At 68.1% G+C, this 23,430-nt stretch carries 18 protein-coding genes; 15 read left to right on the forward strand and 3 right to left on the reverse strand.

All coding sequences use genetic code 11. The features are described from left to right. Nucleotides 1–16 precede the first annotated feature (16 nt). Nucleotides 17–1,231 (forward strand): dipeptidase, encoded by a 1,215-nt coding sequence (locus CSW60_RS13840; protein ID WP_099537934.1) that lies wholly within the window; start codon nucleotides 17–19, stop codon nucleotides 1,229–1,231. A gap of 352 nt (nucleotides 1,232–1,583) precedes the next feature. Here CSW60_RS13840 and CSW60_RS13845 read toward each other — a convergent pair whose 3' ends face one another. Beyond that, nucleotides 1,584–3,665: a TonB-dependent siderophore receptor gene (locus CSW60_RS13845; RefSeq protein ID WP_099537935.1), complete on the reverse strand. Its 2,082-nt coding sequence runs from the start codon at nucleotides 3,663–3,665 to the stop codon at nucleotides 1,584–1,586. 140 nt (nucleotides 3,666–3,805) lie between these two features. On the opposite strand from CSW60_RS13845, the gene CSW60_RS13850 reads away from it, so the two are divergent. Genes CSW60_RS13850 through CSW60_RS13860 form a run of 3 tightly spaced genes read left to right on the forward strand, consistent with a single transcriptional unit; the run spans nucleotide 3,806 to nucleotide 7,349 of the window. Further along, on the forward strand, nucleotides 3,806–4,540 hold the full coding sequence (locus CSW60_RS13850; protein WP_099537936.1) for an ABC transporter ATP-binding protein: 735 nt from the start codon (nucleotides 3,806–3,808) through the stop codon (nucleotides 4,538–4,540). Beyond that, entirely contained in the window at nucleotides 4,537–5,985 is a 1,449-nt protein-coding gene (locus tag CSW60_RS13855; protein WP_099537937.1) for a DUF3526 domain-containing protein, read from the forward strand. Before CSW60_RS13850 ends, CSW60_RS13855 begins: the two co-directional genes overlap by 4 nt. Further along, complete coding sequence (locus tag CSW60_RS13860) at nucleotides 5,982–7,349, forward strand: DUF3526 domain-containing protein (RefSeq protein WP_099537938.1); 1,368 nt, start codon at nucleotides 5,982–5,984, stop codon at nucleotides 7,347–7,349. Before CSW60_RS13855 ends, CSW60_RS13860 begins: the two co-directional genes overlap by 4 nt. A gap of 339 nt (nucleotides 7,350–7,688) precedes the next feature. On the opposite strand, the gene CSW60_RS13865 is transcribed toward CSW60_RS13860, so the two are convergent. Then, nucleotides 7,689–9,686, reverse strand: a complete 1,998-nt coding sequence (locus CSW60_RS13865) for a TonB-dependent receptor (RefSeq protein WP_099537939.1) — start codon at nucleotides 9,684–9,686, stop codon at nucleotides 7,689–7,691. A 93-nt stretch (nucleotides 9,687–9,779) separates the two neighbouring features. On the opposite strand from CSW60_RS13865, the gene CSW60_RS13870 reads away from it, so the two are divergent. The 11 genes from CSW60_RS13870 to acpA all read left to right on the forward strand — a co-directional run bounded on the left by CSW60_RS13870 (nucleotide 9,780) and on the right by acpA (nucleotide 21,849). Continuing rightward, on the forward strand, nucleotides 9,780–10,547 hold the full coding sequence (locus tag CSW60_RS13870) for a helix-turn-helix domain-containing protein (RefSeq protein ID WP_099537940.1): 768 nt from the start codon (nucleotides 9,780–9,782) through the stop codon (nucleotides 10,545–10,547). Beyond that, nucleotides 10,541–11,203: an ABC transporter ATP-binding protein gene (locus tag CSW60_RS13875; RefSeq protein ID WP_099537941.1), complete on the forward strand. Its 663-nt coding sequence runs from the start codon at nucleotides 10,541–10,543 to the stop codon at nucleotides 11,201–11,203. Before CSW60_RS13870 ends, CSW60_RS13875 begins: the two co-directional genes overlap by 7 nt. Beyond that, nucleotides 11,200–12,432 (forward strand): FtsX-like permease family protein, encoded by a 1,233-nt coding sequence (locus tag CSW60_RS13880; RefSeq protein ID WP_099537942.1) that lies wholly within the window; start codon nucleotides 11,200–11,202, stop codon nucleotides 12,430–12,432. The genes CSW60_RS13875 and CSW60_RS13880 overlap by 4 nt, the downstream gene beginning before the upstream one ends. Nucleotides 12,433–12,437: 5 nt before the next feature. After that, nucleotides 12,438–12,893: a hypothetical protein gene (locus CSW60_RS13885; protein ID WP_143324188.1), complete on the forward strand. Its 456-nt coding sequence runs from the start codon at nucleotides 12,438–12,440 to the stop codon at nucleotides 12,891–12,893. After that, complete coding sequence (locus tag CSW60_RS13890; RefSeq protein WP_099537944.1) at nucleotides 12,890–13,363, forward strand: DUF3299 domain-containing protein; 474 nt, start codon at nucleotides 12,890–12,892, stop codon at nucleotides 13,361–13,363. The genes CSW60_RS13885 and CSW60_RS13890 overlap by 4 nt, the downstream gene beginning before the upstream one ends. Further along, nucleotides 13,360–13,833, forward strand: coding sequence for a DUF3299 domain-containing protein (locus CSW60_RS13895; protein WP_099537945.1), 474 nt, complete (start codon nucleotides 13,360–13,362; stop codon nucleotides 13,831–13,833). The genes CSW60_RS13890 and CSW60_RS13895 overlap by 4 nt, the downstream gene beginning before the upstream one ends. A gap of 24 nt (nucleotides 13,834–13,857) precedes the next feature. After that, nucleotides 13,858–15,948 (forward strand): S46 family peptidase, encoded by a 2,091-nt coding sequence (locus tag CSW60_RS13900; RefSeq protein WP_099537946.1) that lies wholly within the window; start codon nucleotides 13,858–13,860, stop codon nucleotides 15,946–15,948. Then, nucleotides 15,948–17,888 (forward strand): M1 family metallopeptidase, encoded by a 1,941-nt coding sequence (locus CSW60_RS13905; protein WP_099537947.1) that lies wholly within the window; start codon nucleotides 15,948–15,950, stop codon nucleotides 17,886–17,888. The genes CSW60_RS13900 and CSW60_RS13905 overlap by 1 nt, the downstream gene beginning before the upstream one ends. Nucleotides 17,889–17,986: 98 nt before the next feature. Continuing rightward, a complete protein-coding gene (locus CSW60_RS24250; protein WP_255409000.1) occupies nucleotides 17,987–18,112 on the forward strand; it encodes a hypothetical protein in 126 nt (41 codons plus the stop codon). Nucleotides 18,113–18,237: 125 nt separating this feature from the next. Beyond that, entirely contained in the window at nucleotides 18,238–20,010 is a 1,773-nt protein-coding gene (gene ggt / locus CSW60_RS13910) for a gamma-glutamyltransferase (RefSeq protein ID WP_099537948.1), read from the forward strand. A gap of 171 nt (nucleotides 20,011–20,181) precedes the next feature. Continuing rightward, nucleotides 20,182–21,849: an acid phosphatase gene (gene acpA, locus CSW60_RS13915; RefSeq protein WP_099537949.1), complete on the forward strand. Its 1,668-nt coding sequence runs from the start codon at nucleotides 20,182–20,184 to the stop codon at nucleotides 21,847–21,849. Here acpA and CSW60_RS13920 read toward each other — a convergent pair. Then, a complete protein-coding gene (locus CSW60_RS13920) occupies nucleotides 21,841–23,424 on the reverse strand; it encodes an alkaline phosphatase (protein WP_201723059.1) in 1,584 nt (527 codons plus the stop codon). The two genes, acpA and CSW60_RS13920, sit on opposite strands and share 9 nt — an antisense overlap. Nucleotides 23,425–23,430: the final 6 nt, after the last annotated feature.

The following is a 23,430-nucleotide window of genomic DNA, read 5'->3' on the forward strand; positions in this document are numbered from 1 at the left end:
CTTTTCGAGCTTACCCATGATCCGTTTTCTTCTCGCCACGACCGCGGCCCTGGCCCTGGTCGCCAGCGCGGCTCAGGCCGCCGACCCGGCCGCCGCGCGCAAACTGCACGAGGGCCTGCTGACCCTCGACACCCATTTGGACACCCCGGCCCATTTCGGCCGGCCCGGTTGGGACATTCTCGATCGCCATTCCGTCGACAAGGACGGCTCGCAGATCGACTATCCTCGCATGGTCGAGGGCGGGCTGGACGGCGGCTTCTTCGCCATCTTCACCAACCAGGGGCCGCGCACGCCCGAGGCCACGCGCGCCGCTCGCGACGCGGCGATCATCCGCAGCGTCGAGATCCGCGAGATGATCGCCAAGCACGGCGACAAGTTCGTCCTGGCGCTCAAGGCCGACGACGCCGAGCGCATCGCCGCCCAGGGCAAGCGCGTGGTCTTCGTCAGTGTCGAGAACAGCTATCCGATGGATGGCGATGTCACCTTGCTGTCGACCTTCTACGCCCTTGGCGTACGGATCTCGGGCTTGGCCCACTTTAAGAATAACGGCATGGCCGACAGCTCGACGGACACGCCCGAGTGGCATGGCCTCTCGCCGCTCGGCAAACAGTTCGTGGCCGAGGCCAACCGCCTGGGCGTGATCCTGGATGGCTCCCACTCCTCGGATGAGGTGTTGGACCAGTTGATCGCGCTCTCGAAGACGCCGGTGATCCTCACTCACTCGGGCTGCAAGGCGGTGTTCGATCATCCGCGCAATATCGACGACGCCCGCCTCAAGGCGTTGGCTCAGAGCGGCGGCGTGATCCAGGTCGACGCCTATTCGAGCTATTTGATCGAGACGCCCAAGAACGCCGAGCGCGACGCGGCGATGTCGGCCCTGCGCGCCAAGGCCGGAGCTCGGGCCAAGATGACCGAGGCCGAACGGGCCTCGTTCATGGCCGAACTCAAGGCGATCGAGACCAAATACCCCGTCCCGAAGGCGACGTTCGAGGACTTCATGAACCACCTCAACCACGCCCTGAAGGTGGCTGGCGTCGATCACGTCGGAATCGGCCTAGACTTCGATGGTGGCGGCGGCGTGATCGGCCTCAACGACGCCTCGGACTATTGGAAGATCAGCGAGCGCCTGCTGGCCGAGGGCTACACGCGCGACGATCTCGCCAAGATCTGGAGCGGCAACGTTCTGAGGCTATTGCGCGCGGCCGAAGCGGCCAAGGCGCCCGCCGCCTGACGCGAAAAGGAGAGCCCCCAAGGAGGTGGCCGTCCGTTCGAGGCTGGAAGTCGACATCGCGACCTCTTCCGTGGGCGTCGCCCCCTGGATGAGATGATCGATCATCACGCCGCGAGCGGACGCCCGATCCGCCACCGCCCTTTATGCGGGAGCGGAGTTGGCTCTTGTCGGACCTTGAGACGCGCTGCTCTCCGGCCCGCCTATACGATCCTTCGCGAGGGAGGAGATTTGAGGTCTTCTCCCACTTTGAGAAGTTCCGAGGGGCGACCGCCGATGGGACGCGCCGAGAGCGGACGACGTTCCCGTCGCCGCGCTCGGCCTGGGTGAAGGATCCTCCTTGAGGGAAAGAGGATCAGAAGCTTACGCGGACCTTCGCCGTGACCGTGCGGGGCGCGCCGGGGGTGATCCAGACGTCGCTGTACGAGCTTTCGAGATAGTAGGTGTCAAACAGGTTCTCGACGTCGAGATGCAGCGAGACGGCCTTCGAAAGCCGGTAGGCGAGATTGGCGCGCACCGTCACGTAGTCGGGCAGCTTGAAGCCTGAATTGACGTCGTCGCCCGCGCGCTCGCCGGTATAGACCACGCCGCCGCCCAGTGTGACCGACCCCGGCTCTTCGCCGTTCGACCGCCAGTTGGCGTAGAGCGCGCCCGAGTGCAGGGGGATGTTGCTGAGGTGGCTGCCCACCATGTTGGCGCGGGTGTCGCGGGTGACCTCGGTGTCGGTATAGGCGTAGACGGCGGTGGCCGTGATCCCCTTCGGAAGCCGCAGGTTGGCCTCGACCTCCGCGCCCTGGCTCCGGGCGGCGCCGACCGGGATGAAGAAGCCGCTGTTGGCCGGGTCGTTGACCAGGATGTTCTCCTTGTCGATGCGGAACAGCGAGGCCGTGCCTGTCAGGCGGCCAGCAACGTCCCACTTCACGCCCGCTTCCCAGGCCTCGCCCTTCTCGGGCGGGAAGGCGCCGCCGGTCGCGTCCGCGCCTTGGTTGTAGCGGAACGACCGGCCCCAGCTGACATAGGCCGAAAAGCCCTCGCTCGGCGCCCACGTCAGGGCCGCGCGCGGCGAGGCCTGCGACGGCGATTGTCGGGTGACCGCGCCGTTGCGGTAATTGGTGTTGGTCTGGCGGATCCAGTCCTGGCGCAGGCCGACCAGCAGCGTGAACTGGCTGTTCAGGGTGACGAGGTCTTGCAGATAGAGGCTCTCGCCGCGCAGCTCTTCCAGGAGATTTTGGTTGATCGGCGCCACGGGCTTGGACTGGCCGTAGACCGGCTTGAAGATGTCGATCGCGTAGGGCGTCGCCGCCGTCGGGCTGAAGCGGTAGAAGATGCGGCGCTGCTCGTAGGAGAAGGCGTCCGCGCCGGCGCGGAGCTGGTGCTCAAGCCCGCCAAGGCGGCCGTCGAAACTGACCTCGACCCGGCCCGACAGGTCGTTCCAGGTATAGTCGTGGATCCGGAGCTGACGGCGCAGCTGGGTTCCGACCAGCGCGCTGTTATGGGTGGATTGGCCCCTGAACGAGCCGTCGCGGTACTGCACGCCGGCCTCGACCGCCACGCTGGGGCTGAAGTTGTAGGTGGTGGTCAGCTGGTGCTGGAGCGTCTTCTGGGTGATGTCGCCATCGTTCGGCTCGCCCAGGAAACGCTCCCGAGGCAGGGCCTTGCCGTTCCCGCCGACCGCGACCAGGCCGCGGTCATGCACGAAGTGCACGGTGTTGGCCTCCAGCTGATAGAGGAAGCGCAGATCGTCCGACGGCTTCCAGGCCAGCGATGGGGCCAGCAGCAGGCGGTCGCTGCCGACATAGTCGCGCCAACCGTCCGTATCCTGATAGACCGCGATCATTCGGGCCGAGACGCCGTGTCCCAGCGGGCCGCCCGCGTCGCCGACCACCCGCTTGGTGTCGAAACTGCCGTAGGAAAGCTCGCCCGAGGCTTGGGCGCTGTCCTGAGGCGCCTTGGTGACGATGTTGATCGAGCCGCCGGGCTCGCCCTTGCCAGAAAGCGCCGAGGCCGGCCCCTTGAGGACCTGGAAGCGCTCGACCGTGGCGACGTCGCGGCGGGCGTTGAAGCCGCGATTGGCGGTGAAGCGGTTCACCAACAGGTCGGGCCCCTGGTTGATGTCGCCCGAGAAGCCGCGGATGGCATAGGCGTCCCAGGCGCCGCCGAAGCTGTTCTGGCGCGCCATGCCGCCCGCGAGATCGAAGATATCGGAGAGGTTGGTGATGCCGATGTCGGCGATCAGGGTCTCGTCCAGAACCCGCACGCTTTGCGGCAAGCGCAGGGGATCGACCACGATGCCGTTGATGCTGGCGCTGGCGGCCCGCGACCCCGTGACCACGACGCCTTCGACTTCGTCGTCTCTGGTCTGCGCATCGGCCATGTCACCGAAGGCGAACTGAGAGGCGCTGGCGCAGAGGGCGAACAGAAGGGCCTTGGACGTCATGCTGTGGGGTCTCGCTGGAGAACGGCGGTTTTGACGCGCCGGTCGATAGGCGAGGGGTTGCTCAGCGGTCAAGGTAATTGTTACGGTATAACATCACCTGATTGCGGACCAGGCGCCGCGAGTGGCTTGAAGAGGTTGGCGTGGCGGCAAAGCGTGAAGGCAAGGCGATCGAGATTGAGGACCTCGTGGTCCGATATGGAGATCGCCAGGTGATCGATCATCTCTCGCTGAACGTCGGAGCCGGAGAGGTGTACGGCCTGCTGGGCGGCAATGGCGCGGGCAAGTCCACGACCTTGCAGACGATTCTGGGATTTGTGTCGCCGACCTCCGGCCGCGTTCGCGTCGTTGGCGTCGATCCCGCGGCCGAGCCTGGCTTGGTCCGTCGCGCCATCGCCTACATCCCCGAGAACGTCGCGCTCTACGATCATCTGAGCGCCCGCGAGAACGTCGATTATTTCCTGCGCTTGGCGGGGCTTCGACCCGAACCGGGCGAGATGGAGACGGCGTTCCGGACTGTCGGCTTGGCCGAGGAGGCCTGGAGCCGCCCCGTCTCGGGCTTCTCCAAAGGCATGCGGCAGAAGACGGCCATCGCCCTGGCGCTTCTGCGCCGCGCCTCGGTTCTGTTGCTTGATGAGCCGACCTCGGGTCTTGATCCGGGGGCGACCGCGGATTTCAACGCTCTGGTGTCGCGCCTGCGCGGGGAGGGCGCGGCGATCCTGATCGTCACCCACGACCTGATCGGCGCCGCCGACATCGCCGACCGTATCGGCTTCCTGGAAAAGGGGCGCATCAGCGATGAGATGGTCGCCGAAGGGGCCGACCGTTTCGACCTGCGCGCGCTGCACGACCGCTTCGCGAGGGTGCGGGCGGCATGAGCGTGATCCTTTCGGTGGCGCATAATGAGCTGCGCCACCTCGTTCGCAGCCGCGTGGCGCTCACGGGCCTGATCCTGGTCGCCTTGCTGACCTTCGCCGCGGCCCTGACCTCCAGAGCTTACCAGGCCGACCAGGCGGCGCTTCGCGAGCGCCTTCAGCACGCGGCCGATCAGGACTTCGCGGCCCAGCCTAACCGACACCCTCATCGCGTCGTCCACTTTGGCCACTTCGCGATCAGGCCCGCCAGCGGCCTGGCCGCGATGGATCCGGGCGTCGAGGCCTACACCGGGAACATGATCTTCCTCGAAGGGCACCGGCAGAACAGCGCCAATTTCGGCGACGCGCGGCAATCCTCGCTGCTGGTGCGGTTCGGCCAGCTTTCGCCCGCCTTGGTCCTCCAGGTGATCGCGCCGCTGCTGCTGGTCTTCATCGGCGCGGGCATGGTGGCCGGAGAGCGCGAACGCGGAACCTTGCGACAGTCGCTTCTGGCGGGTGTGTCCGGCGGCGCGTTGCTGGCCGGCAAGGGCCTGGCGCTGGGCGCGGCCGCCCTGGCCATTTCGTCGCCGGCCTTCGCCCTCTTGCTGTGGCTGGCCGTTTCCGGCGGGGCTCGACTGTCCGCGGTTCTTTTGAGCGCCGGCGGATATCTCGCCTATCTGGCGGTCTGGACGCTTGTGATCATCGCGGTCTCGGCCACCGCGCGTCGCAGCCGCTCGGCTCTGATCGCCTTGGTCGGAGCCTGGACCTTCGCCGTGGTGCTGACGCCCCGCATCTCGCCGGAGCTCGCCGCCAGCCTGGCGCCGCTGCCGACGCGCGTCGAGACCGATATCGCCGTGCAGCGCGACCTGCGCGCCATGGGCGACAGCCACAATCCGAACGATCCCTATTTCGCGGCCTTCAAACAAAAGACCTTGAAGGCCTACGGCGTCGCCCGGGTCGAGGACCTGCCGGTCAATTATCGTGGCCTGCTGGCGGTGGAGGGCGAGAAGCTGACCTCGAGCCTCTTCAATCGCTATTCCAACCAGGCCTTCGCGGCCATGGAGGCGCAGGGGCGCCTGATGGACGCCCTGGCGGTGATCAGCCCGACGATGGCGATCCGGCGTCTTTCCATGACTCTTTCGGAGACCGATCTCTTCGCCTATCGCCGGTTCCTCGAGCAGGCCGAAGCCTATCGTTACGATCTCGTCCAGCGGCTCAACCGTCTGCAGGCGACAGCGGTGACGGCCGCCGATGACGCCGACAAGAGCAAGAGCGCGGCCGCCGAAGCCCGAAGCCGCATCTCGGCCGACCATTGGCGGGCCATGCCGCACTTCAATCCCGTCCGTCCCTCGGCGGCGGATGTCGTCAGCCGCGCCGCGCCGGCGTTCCTCGTCCTGCTGGCTTGGCTCGCGGCCGCGGCCTTTTTCGTCACGCGCGCGGGTCGCCGCCTGAACGGGAGCGCCGCATGAACAGTCTCCTTCGAGAAGTCCGTTTCCTGCTGAGCCTTCGCTCGGTTGTTCTGGCGATCTGTTGCCTCTTCCTGCTGACCGCCGTGTCGGTCGGCGCGGGTTTGGCCGAAATCGCGCGACAGCGGGCGACCATCGCCCGCATAGAGCCGCAACAGAAGGCCGATGTCGCGGCGGTCGCGGCGTGGGCGTCGAAGGGACGGGATCCAGGCGACGCGGCCTACTACACCTTCCATGCGACCTGGGATCCGCCGTCGGATCTGGCGTTCGCGGCGATCGGCACACGGGATGTCTCGCCGTATGTGTTGCGGGTGCGCGCCCTGGGCCTTGAGGCCCAGCTCTACGAGGGCGAGATCGGCAATCCCGAAGCGGCCCTTCCTGGGCGTTTCGACTTCGCCTTCGTGCTGGTCTATCTGGCTCCGCTATTCGTCATCCTGCTTTTCCATGATCTGCGCTCGGGCGAGCGCGAGGCCGGGCGCCTTCGCGCCTTGGAGGCCTCGGTCGGATCGACGTTCGAACTCTGGGGCGCCCGCGTCGCGGTGCGCGCGGCCGGCCTGTTCCTCGCCCTGGCCATTCCCTTCCTCGTGGGGGCCGCCTTGGCCGGAACCGCGCCCTGGAAGATCGGCGCTGTCTTGGCCGTAGTGCTCGCCTATCTGGCGTTCTGGATCGTGCTGTGTCTCGTCGTAGCGCGGGCGGCGCGCAGTTCGCTTGCCAACGCCATGACGCTGGCGGCCGCCTGGATGACCCTGACCTTGATCATCCCCGCGATCGGCCATATCGCGATCAACAGCGCCGTACCGCTGCAGCAAGGCATGGAGCTTGGCGTCAAGCAGCGCACCGCCGTCCACCGCGCCTGGGACATTCCCAAGTCGGAAACCATGGACGCCTTCTTCCGCACCCATCCGGAGTGGAAGGACACCGCGCCGCTGACGGAGGCCTTCCATTGGAAGTGGTACTTCGCCTTCCATCAGGTCGGCGACGAAACCGCTGGCGACCTGGCGCGCCGCTACCATGACGGCGTTCTGGAGCGGGCCGCCTGGAGCGAGCGGCTCGGACTGGTCACGCCCGGCGTCGCCACGCAACTGGCGCTTCACCGTCTGGCCGCCACCGACCCGGCCGCCCAGATCGCCTATCAAGATAGAATTCGGGCGTTCCACGGCCAGTTGGGCGGCTTCTACTATCCCTATCTTTTCAGGGACAAGCCGTTCGACCGCGCCGATTTCGACCGCGCCCCGGCGTTCCAGCCGGCCTTCGACGCGGGAACTTGGCCTGGGCTGTTGCTTGCCGGCGTGATTGTGATGACGAGCCTGGTGGCCGGCTTTGGCTGGCTGCGATCCAAAGCGGCCTCGGCTTGGCGCTCGCTCTAATCGCGCGGGTTGCTATGTGAGCGGGGAGACGCCTGCGGAGCGTCGCGCGGACTTGCGCGCGGCGGGACGCGAGCCCTCCGGTCACGCTCAAAGGCGTGCCTCAAGAGAGGGGGGGAAGGTGGGGGCAATCGCAAACCGCCGCCGATCCGCACGAAGAAACGCCGCGCTCACTGCGCGGCGTCTGTCAGCCCAATAGCGAAAGTGGCGTCGCCGCGTCTCAGGTGACGCTGGAGCTTCGCGGGCGCTGCGCCGACTATCGAGCCTGGCGGCGCTCGTAAGGCGGCCTTGGGCCAAACTCCAGCCGGCGTTGCGGACGCCGGCTGGAGAGGAGGCTTGCAGTTAGAACTTGGCGCTCAGCACCAGGCGCACGTCGCGGCCCGGCATGATCACTTCGTCCTTGTTCAGGGCCGTGGCGTTGCGGATCGTCTCGTCGGCGAGGTTGTGTCCGACCAGCATCAGCGAGAGGCCCGGCTTTTCCTTGAACGGCTTCCACCGCACCTGGGCGTCGACCGAGGTGTAGCCGTCGGTCTCCGCGTCGGCGACGCCGACATGGTCCTGCTTGGAGACGGCCAGCACCAGGAAGCTGGCGTCGATCACGCCATTGTCCCAGTCCAGACCGCCGCCGAAGCGGCCCGGCTGGATGCGGGGAACATTGCCGCCGCCGCCCGTGAACTTGGCGCGGACATAGTCGCCCAGCACCTGGCCCGACAGCTTGCCGCCGCCCACCGTGGTCAGCGGGAAGAAGGCCTTGGCCTCGACGCCCCAGAACTTGGCGTCGCGCTGGCCGTAGTTGAGCTCCTTGAGTTCGCCCTCGCCGCCGATCTCGCAGACGCCGTCCTCGTCGCACATCCGACCCGTCAGGGCGCCGTAGATGTAGTTGTCGAACCGCGCGCCCCAGACCGAGGCTTCGATGCGGCCCTCCGAGCCGATCTTGTAGCGGGCGGTCGCCTCGAGCGAGTTGGCCCGCTCGATCTTCAGGTTCGGGTCGCCCGTCTCATAGGTCAGCGGGCCGTCGTGCGGGCCGATGGCGAAGAGCTCGGTCTGGGCCGGGGCCCGCGCGGCCGAGGCGGCGGTCAGGCCCAGGCGCAGGGCCTCGGTGGCCTGATAGCTGAAACCGGCGGACACGCTGATCGGCGTGTAGGTCTTGCGGGTCTCGACGCCCGAAGCCGGCGTGCCGTCGATGCGGACATGCTCGATGCGCGCCGCGCCCTGGAAGTCGAGCGGCCCGACTGGCGCCTCGACAAAGGCGAAGCCCGCGGTGCTGACGGTGTGGGTCGGGAGCAGATAGTCGGCGCCTTCGCCCAAGGCGCTGAACTTGCGGTCCTGGAGCTGGACGCCCAAGGCCGAGGCCGACAGGAAGCCGGTCTGGCCAAACAGCGCCTCGGCGCGGCCGTCCCATTCCTTGTTGTTGAAGGTCGAGAGCGCCTCGCCGGTCGACGGGTCGATCTCGCTGTGGGTATAGTCGGCGTAGCCGGCGTCGACGTTGAGGCGCTGAAGCACCCCGTCGCCGAACTTGAACGAGCCGCTGAACGCGCCCTTGTCCTGCTTCATGTTGATGAAGGTGTCCTCGGCGGGGATACCGTAGCGGGCCTTGTAGTGCGTGCCGCTGGCGCCGACGCGGCTGTCGTCGCCGAAGAAGTACGACGCGCCCCCCGAATAGCCGTTGCCGTGGAACCAGGAGTTGGACTGCTTGCCTTCCGGCGTGTCGTAGTCGCTGGAGCGGCGGCCGAAGCCGTCGAGGTGGAAGGCGACTGGACCCTGCCCGGCGTCGATGCTGACCGTACCTTCGCCGGTGTCGGCGCTCGAGCCATAAGCGGCCGTGGCTTCGCCGCCGATGCCTTGGATGGGCTTCAGGGGGATGCGGTTGTTGATGACGTTGACCACGCCACCGATCGCCTGGCTGCCATAGCGCAGGGTGGCCGCGCCGCGCACGACCTCGATGCTCTGGGCGGCGAGGGGATCGATCGGCACGCCGTGGTCGGGACCGACGTCCGAAACGTCCGAGCTCGAAAGACCGTTTTCGGCCAGCTTGACGCGTTGGGCGTCCATGCCGCGGATCACCGGGCGGCTGGCGCCGGCGGCGAAGCCCGTACCGGCCACGCCAGGCACATTACGCAGGGCGTCGCCGAGGCTGGCGCCGCCGTTGGCCAGCACCTGATCGCGGCGAACCTGCTCGACGATGGTGGCGAACCGGTCCGGATCGCCCTGCAGCGGCGAGGCGGTGATGATCACTTCCGAGACCGTGGAATGGCCCAGATCCTGGGCCTGGACGCCGCCGGCGCAAGCCAGCAAGACACCGGCGCCGGACGCCGATAGCAACATTGAACGCAGCCGCATTGGCCAATCTCCGCAAAACCTAGCTTGACCTGATTATGTTATATCGTAACGTTGTCTAGCCCCCTTTTCACGATGGCGGCGGGAGTAGCGGACTTGGCGTTGCGATTGCGACATTTCGGCAACGAGGAGCAGAGGCGGGCGGTGGCCGCCTTGCAGCGCCAGGTCTGGCTGCAGGTGGTGGCGCGGTTCGAGGTCTTGCGAGACGAGGCGGGCCTGCGTCAGTCAGACCTTGCCAGGGCGCTGGGCGTCTCACGGCCCCAGATCCACGAATGGCTCTCCGATCCGGCCAATATGACCCTGAAGGCCGCTAGCCGTTTGATGCTCGCCATGGACGCGCAACTGACCTGCGCGCTTATCGACCAGCGCGACGCGGCCGGGCCGCCGGCGCCTGGACCGGCCCGCTTGATGCTGCTTCTGGCGGGGATCGCGGCCTTCTTCGTTCTCGGCGGCGAGCCGGTGATGGCCGCCCCGGCGTCAAATCTGCGTGTCCTGGCGCATCCCGAAGTCGTGGCGCGGATGGATGGGCCGGCTGTGGCGCTGTTCTGGCGCGCTGACTGCGGGCCGTGCCTGTTGGAACTGAAAGGGCTCGCGGCGCTCCGAGCCGCCGCCGCGCCGGTCAAGATCTACACCGTCGCGCTGGATGCTCCGCCAGTGGCGAAGCAGCGTTTGGAGACACTGGGTGTCGACCAAGGCTTGGCCCTGGCGACGTTGGATGCGCCCGAGGCGGTCCTAGCGGCCTATTCAGAGGGCGCGCCGCGTCTGCCGCTCGCGGTGGCGATCGCGCGGACGGGCGAGATCTGCGCGCGCCATGTCGGGCTCCTGGGGACCGATCGGGTTAGGGCGTGGGCGAGATCATGCTGACGGTCCGCGATCTCGTCGCGGGCTATGGGCAGGCGCCGGTGGCGCGCCTGTCGTGGCTTTCGCTGGAGAGCGGCCAGGCGGCGCTGCTTCTCGGGCCTTCGGGAGCCGGCAAGACCAGCCTGCTCCTGGCCATCGCGGGTCTGGCGCGCATCTTCGGGGGCGACGTGGAGATCGACGACCAGAACCTCGCGCGTCTGGATCGGCGCCGGATCGAGCGGTTTCGCGCCGCCCATATCGGCTTTGTGTTCCAGGACCTGCACCTCGTGACGGGGCTGTCGGTGCTGGACAATGTGCTGCTGGCGCCCTTCGCGTCCGGTAGAGTCCAGGATCGGGATCGCGCCCGGTTTTTGCTAGAGCGTCTTGGTCTTGGCGAGGCGGCCAAGCGACCGGCGGAGACGCTCAGCCGGGGGCAGGCCCAACGCGTGGCCATCGCCCGCGCCCTGCTGCAAACCCCGCGGCTGATCCTGGCCGACGAGCCGACAGCCAGTCTGGATGACGGCGCCTGCGAGCGCGTGGCCGACCTCCTGCTGGAGGGCGCGCGTGAAAGCGGGGCGGCGTTGCTGATCGCCACCCACGACCAGCGGCTGCGGGCGCGGATCGGGCAGGTCGTCGAGATCGAGGCCCTGACGCCCCAGGCGGGAGCCCGCGCGGCATGAACAGTCTAAAGCTCGTGGCGGCCTTTGTCCGGCGCCGTCCGCTGACCTGGAGCTTCCATGCCCTGACCCTGGCGCTGGGCGTGGCCGTGGTCTCGGCGGTGCTGGCGCTCAGCCAAGGCCTTGATGATCGCTTCGGCAGGGACCTCGCCGACATCAATCTGGTGGTGGGCGCCAAGGGCTCGCCGATGCAGCTGATCCTGTCGTCGATCTACCAGGTCGACGCGCCGACCGGGAACATCCCGCTGCAAACCGCGAACATGCTGGCCGGCAACATGATGGTGCGCCGGGCCGTGCCGATCTCGCTGGGCGACAATGTCGCAGGCTTTCGCATCGTCGGCACCAGTCCGCAATATGGCGACATCTATGGCGCGCGCATCGCGCGGGGCGGATGGTGGGCGGCGCCGATGCAGGCGGTTCTGGGCGCGGACGCCGCCCGCCGCCTTGGCCTTGGTGTCGGAGACGTCTTTGTCGGCGATCACGGCCTGGCGCCGGGCGGCGAGGCGCACAAGAACAACCCCTACCGCGTGGTGGGGATCCTGGCCCCGACCGGCGCGGTGATCGACAGGCTTGTGCTGACCGACACCGCCAGCGTCTGGAAGGTCCACGAGCATGAGGCGGCCGAGCACGCCCAGGCGCTGGCGGCCGGCCAGGCGATCGACCCCGGCGATATCGACCATTCGCCCGACGGTCGCGAGGTGACCGCGGTCCTGGTCACCTACCGCTCGGCCATGGGGGCGCTGATGCTGCCCAGGATGCTGCAGAGCCAAGCTAATCTGCAGACCGCTGTTCCCGCCATCGAGATGGCGCGGCTGAACACGATGATCGGCACGGGCGCGGACGTCCTGCGGGGGCTTGGCGTCGGGCTCCTGGCGCTGTCGGCGCTTGGCTTTTTCGTGGCCTTGTTCGCCGCCGTCAGCCAGCGTCGACGCGAATTGGCGCTGCTGCGGGTGCTTGGCGCCCGCCCCGCCCGGCTTTTCGTCCTGGTCTGCCTTGAGGCCATGGCGCTGGGCGTGATCGGCGGCGGCGCTGGTTGGGCGATCGGTCGGGCGGCGGCGCGCTTCGCCGCCCTGCGGATCGGAGAGGGCGGCGGCCCGGCTGTTCATCTGCCCGCGCCCGGATGGTCCGACCTTGGCTTACTGGCGGGCGCGCTGCTGCTCAGCGTCCTGGCCAGTCTGGCGCCGGCGCTGCTGGCCGCCCGCACGCGGCCCCTCGACGCCCTGAAGGGATGATTGTCATGCGTCTCAAACCCTTCGCCTGGCTCGCCATCGCGCTCGCCACCATGGGCATGACGCGCGAGCAGTTGCCGAGCGGCTTGGCGCCCGACCACGACGACGCGCCGATCTGGGGGATCATGAAGGCCGGCACGCGGTTCCAGATCGACCGGGCCAAGGGCCTCTACGTTGCCAGCTTCGACAAGACCATGAAGGCGTCGGAGGGCCAGCGCTTCACGATCAGCGGCTATATCCTGCCGCTCGATGCAAGCCGGAACTTCACCCACTTCGTGATCACCCGGCGCAACACCGGCTGCCCGTTCTGCCCGCCCAACGAGATGGGCGAGGCTGTGGAGGTCTTCAGCCGCAAGCCGATCGCCTATTCGACCGAGGAGGTCACCTTCGTTGGTCGCCTGCGGCTGGTCAGCTCCAGCACGGACGGGCTCTTCTACCGGCTCGAGGACGCCAGCGGGTCATGAGGAAGACGCTCCTGACGCTCGCGGCCCTGACGATCGCCGGCGCGGCCGCGGCGAGCACGCCGCCGAGCCAACCGGCGTCCGAACGCGCCCGTCAGGCGCTGATGCCCCATTCCGCCGATCCGATCTGGACGACGCTGGGCCGCACCGTGGTGACCGCCGATCTGACGCGCGGGGTGTTCACCGCCGCCCCGCCGCTGGAGGTCAAAGCCCTGGACGGCCGGGAGCTGACCCTCTCGGGCTTCATGCTGCCGCTGGATCCGTCGCCGATGGTCAGCCGGTTCCTGCTGACCCGGAACACGCCGGTCTGCCCGTTCTGTCCGCCCGGCCAGCCCAACGAGGTCGTCGAGGTTGATCTCGACCAGTTCGTCAAGCCGACCACCGAGCCCGTCACGGTGCGCGGCCGCTTCGCGCTGCGCGCCGACGCGGGGCAGGGGCTGTTCTTCCACCTCACGCGCGGAGAGCTCCAATGATCAAAGGCGCGCTCCTTGGCCTGTCGGTGGCGTTGACGGGGGCAAGCTCCGCGCTCGCTCAGTCTAGCTATGGCCAGGCGCCCGGCGAGCGGGCCGCTCAGTTGAAGCTGCCGACCTCCCAAGCGCCGATCTGGACGACGCTGCGCAAGACGAGGATCGGCGAGAACGCCAAGCTGGGCGTCTTTACCGCTAGCTTCCCGGATGAGGTCAAGGCGCTAAACGGCGCGCAGATCACGGTGTCGGGCTTCATGCTGCCCATGGATACGACGCAACGCTCCAAGCACTTCCTGCTTTCGCGCTACACGCCCGTCTGCTTCTTCTGCCCGCCCGGCGAGCCCAACGAGGTGGTCGAGGTGATCAGCAAGCCCGGCGTCAAGCTGACGGGCGCCATGGTCACGCTTTCGGGCCGCCTTTCCCTGATCAATGATGGCGAGAAGGGTCTGTTCTTCCGCCTGGACCACGGCGGCTGAAGCCGCCGAATGGAGACTTCGAGTATGCGCAATCTGTTCCTCGGCGCCAGCGCGGCCTGCCTGACCGCCTTCGCCTCCAGCGCCGCCCTGGCCGACGAGGGCATGTGGACCTACGACAACTTCCCCGCCGCCCAGGTCAAGGCGACCTATGGCGTGACCGTGGACAAGGCCTGGCTGGACCATGTGCAGGCCAACGCCGTGCGCCTGTCGACCGGCTGCTCGGCCTCGGTGGTGTCGGCCCAGGGCCTGGTGCTGACCAACCACCACTGCGTCTCCGACTGCGCCCAGGACCTGTCGACCGCGACCAGCGATCATCTGAAGAACGGCTACGTCATCGCCACGCGGGAAGAAGAGCGCACCTGCCCGGGAATGCAGGCCGAGGTGCTGCTGTCGATCAAGGACGTCACCGACGCGGTGAAGAGCGCGGCTGCGGGCAAGGCGGGCGGCGAGTTCGTCAAGGCGCGCAACGCCGCCATCGCCGATATCGAGCGCACGAACTGCGCGGGCAAGGAGGCGGTGCAGACCTGCCAGGTGGTCAACCTGTATCAGGATGGCCAATACAAGCTCTACACCTTCAAGAAGTACGCCGACGTGCGGCTGGTCTTCGCGCCCGAGCTGGCGACGGCCTTCTTCGGCGGCGATCCCGACAACTTCAACTTCCCGCGCTACGACCTCGATATGTCGTTCGTGCGGCTCTACGAGAACGGCAAGCCCGTCGCCACGCCGAACCATCTCGTCTGGAATCCCGCGCCGCCCAAGGACGGCGAACTGACCATCGTCGCGGGCAATCCGGGCACCACCAGCCGCCTGCTGACCGCCGACCAACTGGCCTTCCTCCGCGACGTCAGCTTCCCGATGACCCTGACCCAGCTGGCCGAGCTGCGCGGCCGCCTGATCGAGTTTGGCAAGCGCGGCCCGGAACAGCAACGCGTGGCCAGCCATGAGCTGTTCGGCGTCGAGAACAGCTACAAGGTCTATGTCGGCCAGCTGCAGGCCCTTTCGGGTCCGGGCTTCCTGGACAGCAAGCGCCAGGCCGACGCCGAGCTGAAAGCCAAAGTCGCCGCCGATCCCAAGCTGGCCGCCGCGACGGGCGATCCCTGGGGGCGGATCGCGCAGGTTCAGGCCGAGCGCGCTGGCCTCTACGCGCCCTACGTCCTGCTGGAAGGACGCGCGGGCTTCTTCTCGCCGCTCTATGGCTACGCCGTCGAGTTGGTCCGCGCGGCCCAGGAGCGCGCCAAGCCCAACACCGAGCGCCTGCCGGAATACGCCGACGCCCGCCTGCCGCTGCTGGAAAAGGAGATCACCGACGCCAAGCCGATCGACAAGGATCTCAACCAGCTGCAGATCGAGTTCTGGCTACTGAAGGTGCGCGAGGTGCTGACCGCTGACGCGCCGCAGACCAAGCTGCTGCTGGGCAAGGACTCCCCCGAGACGATCGCCGCGCGGCTCTCGGCCTCGAGCCTGGCCGATCCGGCGGCGCGCAAGGCGCTGTGGGACGGCGGCCTGCCGGCGATCCAGGCGTCCAAGGATCCGCTGATCCAGTACGTGCTGGCCACCGACAGCGCGGCCCGCGCGGCGCGCAAGGCCTATGAGGAGCGGGTCGTGGGGCCCAGCGGCCAAGCCGCCCAGAAGATCGCGGCCGCGCGCTTCGCGGTCTATGGCGACAAGGTCTATCCGGACGCGACGTTCAGCCCGCGCCTGAGCTACGGCAAGGTGGCTGGCTGGACCTATCGCGGCCAGACCATTTCCTACGCCACGACCTTCAAGGGGCTTTGGGAGCGCGCCACCGGCCAGGACCCGTTCGCCCTGGCGCCCCGCTGGGAGGCCGCGCGCGGCAAGCTATCGGACGACACCGTCTTCGACTTCGTCACCACCAACGACATCACCGGCGGCAATTCCGGCTCGCCGGTGTTGAACGCCAAGGGCGAGGTGATCGGCGCGGCCTTCGACGGCAACATCCACTCGCTGGGCGGCGCCTTCGCCTATGACGGGGCGCTCAACCGCACGGTCGTGGCCTCCACGGCCGCCGCCACCGAAGCCTTCGTCAAAGTCTACGGCCAGCAGGCGCTGGTCGACGAACTGCTGGGCAAGCCGGCCAAGAAGGGCAATCGCTGATGCGCCGTTCAACCCTCCTGGCCGCCGCCGCCATCGGCGTCCTGACCGCTTCGACCGCCCAGGCCCAGGAAGGCGGCTACGCGCCGCTGAAGACCTTCGCGCCCTTCGCCCCGCCATCTCCGCCGAGCGCCCAGCGCTCGGCTTCGGGCGCGCCCGGCGCGGCCTATTGGCAGAACCGCGTCGACTACCGGATCGACGCGCGGCTCGACCCGGCGTCGAAGGTCCTGACCGGCGACGAGACCATCACCTATACGAACAAGAGCCCCGACACGCTGGACATGCTGTGGCTGCAGCTTGACCAGAACGTCTATCGGCCGGACTCACGGGCGGCGGCGCAGGCCGGGCGGCCCCGCAAGGCCTTCACCGACGGCTACGTCATCGAGGCGGTCGAGGTCGATGGCGCGACGGCGCCGCATCTGATCGACGACACCCGCATGCGGGTGAGCCTGGCCAAGCCACTGAAACCCGGTGGGCAGCTGAAGCTGAGGGTCCGCTACCGCTACGCCGTGCCAGGCCTGTTCGGCGGGCGGACGGCATGGGGAACCTCCACGGCCGGCGAGATCTACGACATCGCCCAGTGGTACCCGCGCATGGCCGTCTATGACGACGTCCGGGGTTGGGACACGCTGCCGTACCTGGCCAATGAGTTCTATCTGGAATACGGCGACATCGACTACGCCGTGACCGCGCCCGACGACATGATCCTCGCCGGATCGGGGGCTCTGACCAATCCCAAGGACGTGCTGACGCCCCAACAGCAAGCGCGCCTGGCGCAAGCCGCGAGCAGCGACAAGACGGTGCTGATCCGCACGCCCGAGGAGGTCGCCGCCGCGCTGCCGGCCAAGGGAACCAAGACCTGGCGCTTCCATATGAGCGACACGCGCGACGTCGCCTTCACCGCCTCGCGCGGTTTCGTCTGGGACGCCGCGCGCATCAACCTGCCGAACGGCAAGACGGCGATGGCCCAGTCGGTCTACCCGCCCGAAAGCGTGGGCGAGGGCGCCTGGAGCCGATCGACCGAGTACCTGAAGCACGCGGTCGAGCAGTTCTCCAAGCGCTGGTACCCGTACCCCTGGCCGAACGCCATCAACGTGGCCGGTCCGGCCACGGGCATGGAATATCCCGGCATCGTGTTCGACGGGATCGACGACGCCGGCAAGACCCTGTTCTGGATCAGCGCCCATGAGATCGGCCACAGCTGGTTTCCGATGATCGTCGGCTTCGACGAGCGGCGCGACGCCTGGATGGACGAGGGCTTCAACACCTTCATCGACGTCTACGAGTCCGACGACTTTGGGGGCGGCGTCTACGGTCCCAAGCGCGACAGCGAATATGCGCCAGGGCAGGGGGCGCCGGCCGACCAGATTGCCGCGATCCTTGAGGACAAGGACGCCCCGCCGATCCTGTCGCGGGCCGACACCATCCGGGAAAAGTACCGCCACCCGATCACCTACTTCAAATCGGCGTTCGGCCTGACCCTGCTGCGCGAAGACATTCTCGGACCCGAGCGGTTCGATCCGGCCTTCCGCAAGTTCATCGCCGACTGGGCGTTCAAGCACCCCAAGCCCAGCGACTTCTTCCGAGCGATGGAAAGCGCCGGCGGCGAGGACCTCTCCTGGTTCTGGCGCGGTTGGTACGCCAACAACTGGACCCTGGACCAGGCTGTCACCAACCTCGCCTATGTCGACGGCGATCCGGCCAAGGGCGTGAAGGTGACGGTCGAGAACCGCGGCCAGCTGGTCCTGCCGACCACCCTGCGCGTCACTCTGGCGAGCGGCGGCAAGGCCGAGGTCCGCGTGCCGGCCGAGACCTGGATGCAGACCGGGACCCACGTCTTCACGCTCGACACCAAGGCGCCGGTCGCCAGCGCCGAGATCGACCCCGACCATCGCGCGCCCGATCGCGATCGTAGCAACAACAGCTTCAAGCCCGCGTCCTAGCGCCTGCCGATTTACAGCCGCCGTATGTTTGAGCGGCCGACCTCCCACCCTTCGTCAAACTCGGCGCGCTTCCGGGCGCGGCGAGTTCAGGAAGACCCATGCCCCTGCCCTTGATCCTCGCCGCCTCCGTCGTTCTCCAAGGCGCCTCGCCGACCCTGGCGCTATGCCGATCCGACCTGAGCCGGCGGATCGTCGGCTGGTTCGACCGCTATCTCGCGCCGTAGTCGTGGCGTTCTCCGAACATCTTCGTCCCGCCCCGGTAGCGGTTGAGCGGCCGTCGATCGTCAACGGAAAGACGGGCTTCGCGCGCGGCCCGCTGGCAATGGCGCGCATTCGTCCTGGAGATGTCATGCGTCCTTCGACTCTCGCCGCCCGTCCAAGCCGACTGCGAACGGCCTTCGTCGGCGCCCTCCTGATCTCGCATCTCGCGCTCTGGCCGGCCCAGGCTCAGGAGGAGGCGCCCGCGCCGGCGATCGCGGCGACCGGCGGCGACCTGATCGGCTACAGCTCGATCCACCACCCCACCATCGGCCGCGACGGCATGGTGGTGGCCCAGAACAAGATCGCCGCTCGCATCGGCGCGGACATCCTGGCCAAGGGCGGCAACGCGGTGGACGCCGCTGTCGCGGTGGGGATCGCCGAGGCTTTGACCCTGCCGCGCGCGGGCAATCTGGGCGGCGGCGGCTACATGCTCGTCTATGACGCCGCGTCCAAGAAGACCGTGGCCATCGAGTACTACGGCCAGGCCCCGCTGGGCGTGACGCCCGATCTCCTGCTGGGCGCCGACGGCAAGGTCGACGCCGCGAAGGTGCAGTCGTTCAAGGGCGTGACCGTGCCTGGGACGGTCGCGGGCCTCTACGAGGCGCATAAGCGCTTCGGCAAGCTGCCCTGGGCCCAGCTGATCCAGCCCACGATCGACCTGGCCACGACCGGGGTCGTGATGAGCGACGACGAGGCCAGCGCCCTGGCCCAACGCAAGTCCGCGATGTCCAAGGATCCGAGCGGCGCCTACAAGGTCTTCTTCAAGCCCGACGGCTCGGCCTACGCTCCGGGCGAGGTCTTCAAGAACCCCGACCTGGTCTGGACGCTGAAGCAGATCCAGGCGGGCGGCGCCGACGGCTTCTACAAGGGGCCCGTGGCCGAGAAGCTGGTCGCCGGCGTCCAGGCGGGCGGCGGCGTCATCACGATGAAGGACCTCGCCAGCTACAAGGCCAATGTCCTGGAGCCGATCTGGTCCACCTACCGAGGCTACCAGATCGCCTACATGCCGCCGACATCGGCCGCCTCCAGCGTCGCCGAAGTGATGAACATCCTCGAGCAGTTCCCGATGGACAAGTTCGGCCAGGGCAATGTCGCGACCATGCACGTGATGGCCGAGGCCTTGAAGATCGCGACCATGGATCGGCGCTATTCCGGCGGCGGACCGCAATGGAAGACGCCCGCCAAGGGCATCGCCAGCAAGGATTTCGCGAAAGAGCGGGCCAAGCTGATCTCGATGGATCGGTCGCTGGACTCCAAGACCCTGACCGCCCTCGATCCCCACAGTTTCGAGGGGCCCGACACCACGCACTTCGCGATCGCCGACAAGGACGGGAACGTCGTCTCTAACACCTACACCCTGACGGCCTCGTTCGGCGCGCACGTGGTCGCGCCCGGCACCGGCTTCCTGCTCAACAACTCGATGGGCAACTTCGACTGGAGCGCGCGTGGGGCTAGCCTGGGCAACAAGATCGAACCGGGCAAGCGCGCCCAGTCGACCATCTCGCCCATCATCGTCTTCAAGGACGGCAAGCCCTGGGTCGCCACCGGCACGCCGGGCGGGGGCACCATCATCGCCACCATGGCCCAGATGCTGTCGAACATCATCGATTACCGCCTCAACATCGCCGAGGCCGCCCAGCGCCCGCGCATCTACCAGTCGGGCATCGACGGGCCGCTGCAGCTGGAGGAGTCGATTCCGCAGGACCTGGTCGCGGGCCTGGAGGCCAAGGGTCACAGGGTCGAACGCTCGCAGATCATCGGCAGCACCCAGTCGATCATGATTGGCCCGGACGGCGTCTTCTACGGCGCCGCCGACACCCGCCGGCCCGACGCGGCGGCTGTCGGCGTGCGTCAGTTCTAAGGTCTCGTTCGGCCGGAAGCGGCTGGGCCGGGGGACGTCCAGATTGGGTCACGCTTCCGCGCCGACGCCCATCGAACAAATCGATTGTTATATTATAACGCGCTTCGGTGCGTCGGTCGGTCCTCCGACGTGTTCGCGAAATTGCGTCCAGGGACCGCGAAGAGATTGACGATGAAGAAGCCCGCCGGCGACCGACCCGACGATGAACAGCGCGGGCCCGAAGAGTTGGCGCCTTCACGGCGGGGGGTTCTTGGCGCGCTGGCCTTGGCCGGCGCGGGCGCGGCGGCTCCGGCCGTTGAGGCCAGGCCGCGGGCGCGACCCCGCGCCGAGGTCGACCGGCGGCTCGCCGAGACCATCGACACGGTCGTGGTGATCTACGCCGAGAACCGCAGCTTCAACAATCTGTTCGCGGCCTTTCCGGGCCTGGAGCGTCCGCTCGCGGACGAGCCGCCCGAGCGCCTGAGGCAACGCGACCGCGACGGCCGCCCGCTGGAGCGCCTGCCGCCGATCTGGGGCGGCATGGTTCCCCATGAGCAGGTGGTCGAGCACACGCGCTACAAGATCGGCGAAGGGGATCTGCCAAGCCTGCCCAACGCGCCGTTCGCCCTGGCCACGCCCAGTGGCGATCCGCTGCCGCACGGGGTGATCACCCGTGACCTGGTGCACGCCTTCTACCAGAACCAGATGCAGATCAATGGCGGCGCCAATGACCGCTTCGTCGCCTGGGGCGACAGCGGCGCCCTGGTCATGGGTCGCTATGGCGACGCGGCCGTGAACCTGCGCCTGTGGCGCCTGGCCGAGCGCTTTACGCTCTGCGACAATTTCTTCATGGGCGCCTTTGGCGGCTCGTTCCTGAACCATCAGTACCTGATCGCCGCCCAGCCGCCGGTCTATCCCAACGCCGACCAGAGCCCCGCCAAGGGGCTGATCGCGACGCTGGAGGGCGATGATCCCAAGGGCGCGCGGCTGAAGCCCCTGGCCGACAGCCCCGCCAGCGCCCTGGACGGCCGGCCGCGGTTTGGGCCCAGCGCGCTGACGCCGGACTTCTGGGCGGTCAACACCATGATGCCGCCCTATGCGCCGAGCGTCAGTCGCAGTCCGGCGGACCCCGGCCTGGCCGATCCCGACCAACCCTTGACCCTGCCGCCGCAGACGCACCAGACGATCGGCGACCGGCTGTCGGCCAAGGGCGTGGAATGGGCCTGGTACGCCGGCGCTTGGGGACTGGCCTTGGCGGGCGCTCGCGACGAGGAGGCGTTGTTTCCGGCGCGGCCGAACTTCCAGGTTCACCATCAGCCGTTCAACTACTTCGCCAATCGCGCCCCGGGCGCGGACGGGCGAAGCCGGTTGCGCGACGCGGGGTTCGGCGACAGCGCCCGGACCAACCGCTTCATGGCCGACGCCCAGGCCGGCCGCCTGCCGGCGGTCAGCTTCTACAAGCCGCAAGGCGACCTCAACATGCATGCCGGCTATTCGGACGTGGACGCCGGCGATCGTCACATCGCCCGGGTGGTGGACGCCCTGATGAGCGGGCCGCAATGGGCCAAGATGCTGGTCGTGGTCACCTTCGACGAGAACGGCGGCTGGTGGGACCACGTCGCCCCGCCCAAGGGGGATCGCTGGGGGCCGGGCACGCGGGTCCCGGCGCTTGTCATCTCGCCCCACGCGCGCAAGGGCCATGTCGACCATACGATCCATGACACCGGCTCGATCCAGCGCCTGATCAATCGCCGTTTCGGACTGGAGCCCCTGCCGGGGATCGTCGAGCGTGACCGGGCCATGGTCGCCGCGGGCGGCGTCGCGCCGGGCGACCTGACGACGGCCCTCGACCTAGGCTAGCTGCACGCCGGGACGTCCCGCCTCGACCGCGAAGCGCTGCAAGCCGCGCACGGTCGCGGCGGGATCCTTGCGGTCGCTGATCGCCTGGAAGCGGGTCTCGATCGCCTCGCGGGTGAGGGTCAGGCTCGCATAGCCGTTGGTCTCCAGATCGACGTAACGGACGTGCGGATTGCGCGCCTGGACCTTGTCGAACGCGCCCTTGGGCGGTCCTTCCTGGCTGATGGCGGCCGCCACGAACTCGCTGGCCACGGCCGGCGCGCCATCCTTGCGGAAGTCGGTCTTCAGGTCGGTCGCCCAGAAGGAATGGATGTCGCCGCCCAGGAAGACCGGGTTGGGCGCGCGGCTGGCGGCCAGGGCGTCCAGCATCCGCCCGCGATTGGCTTGGTAGCCGTCCCAGCCGTCGGTGAAGTGACCCTCCTGGCCATCCTTGCCCGTCTGGTTGATCGGCGCGACCAGCAGGTCCTGCACCATCACGGTCCAGCGCGCGTCGGCGCGCTTGAAACCGTCGTACAGCCAGCGCTCCTGGCGCGCGCCCAGCATGGTGCGCGAGGGATCGGTCATCTCCGGGCAGGTTTCCGGGACCACGTGGCCGCCCCGCCAGGTTGGGGTGGGGCAGGGCTGTATGGACCGGTACTGCCGGCCGTCCAGGACCAGGAATTCGGCGAGATCGCCGTATCGCAACCGATCGTAGATCCGCATGTCCGGCCCGTGCGGCCGCGAGCGCGGGCGAAGCGGCATGTGCTCGTAGAAGGCGCGATACGCGGCGGCGCGGCGGCGCAGGAAGGCCTCGGTCGAGACCTCGGGGTCCTGTGACCATTGATTGGAATAGTCGTTCTGCACCTCGTGGTCGTCCCAGGTCATCAGGCAGGGGGCGACGGCGTGCAGGGCTTGCAGGTCGGGATCGGTCTTGTAGAGCGCATAACGGTTGCGATAGCCGGCGAGATCGACGACGTCGTCCTGGCGATCGTGGGCGCGGACGGTGCGGCCTTTCGCGCGGTCGCCGCGATAGCTGTACTCGTAGATGTAGTCGCCCAGGAACAGGACGAGGTCGGGTCGCTCGGCCGCCAGATGGCGATAGGCTGCGAAGTATCCCAGCTCCCAATGGGCGCAGGTCGCCATGCCCAGGGTCAGCCGCTCGACCCGCGCGTTCGGCGCCGGCGCGGTGCGCGCCTGGCCAATGTCGCTCTGATGACCCAGGCTGGTGAAGCGATACCAGTAGGGGCGATCCGGCTTCAGGCCGTCGACCTCGACGTGGATCGAATGCGCGAAACGGGCGTCGGCGACCGCTTGGCCCGTTCGGACCACCCGGCGCATGGTCTCGTCCTCCGCCACTTCCCAGAGCACCCGCGCGGGCGCGAACAGGCCGCCTTGTCCGTCGCTGGCGAGCGGGTCCGTGGCCAAGCGTGTCCAGAGCACAAAGCCGTCCGGGACCGGATCGCCGCTGGCCACGCCGAGCGTGAAGGGCGTCGTCCGCGCCGTGGGGCCCGAGCGGGCATAGGCGGGAGCGCCCGCCGCGAGCAGCGCCAAGCCGCCGGTGAGGAGGAACTGGCGACGCTCGATTAGGGGGGGATGCATCGATGG

The organism is Caulobacter sp. X, from assembly GCF_002742635.1.
Classification (GTDB): domain Bacteria; phylum Pseudomonadota; class Alphaproteobacteria; order Caulobacterales; family Caulobacteraceae; genus Caulobacter.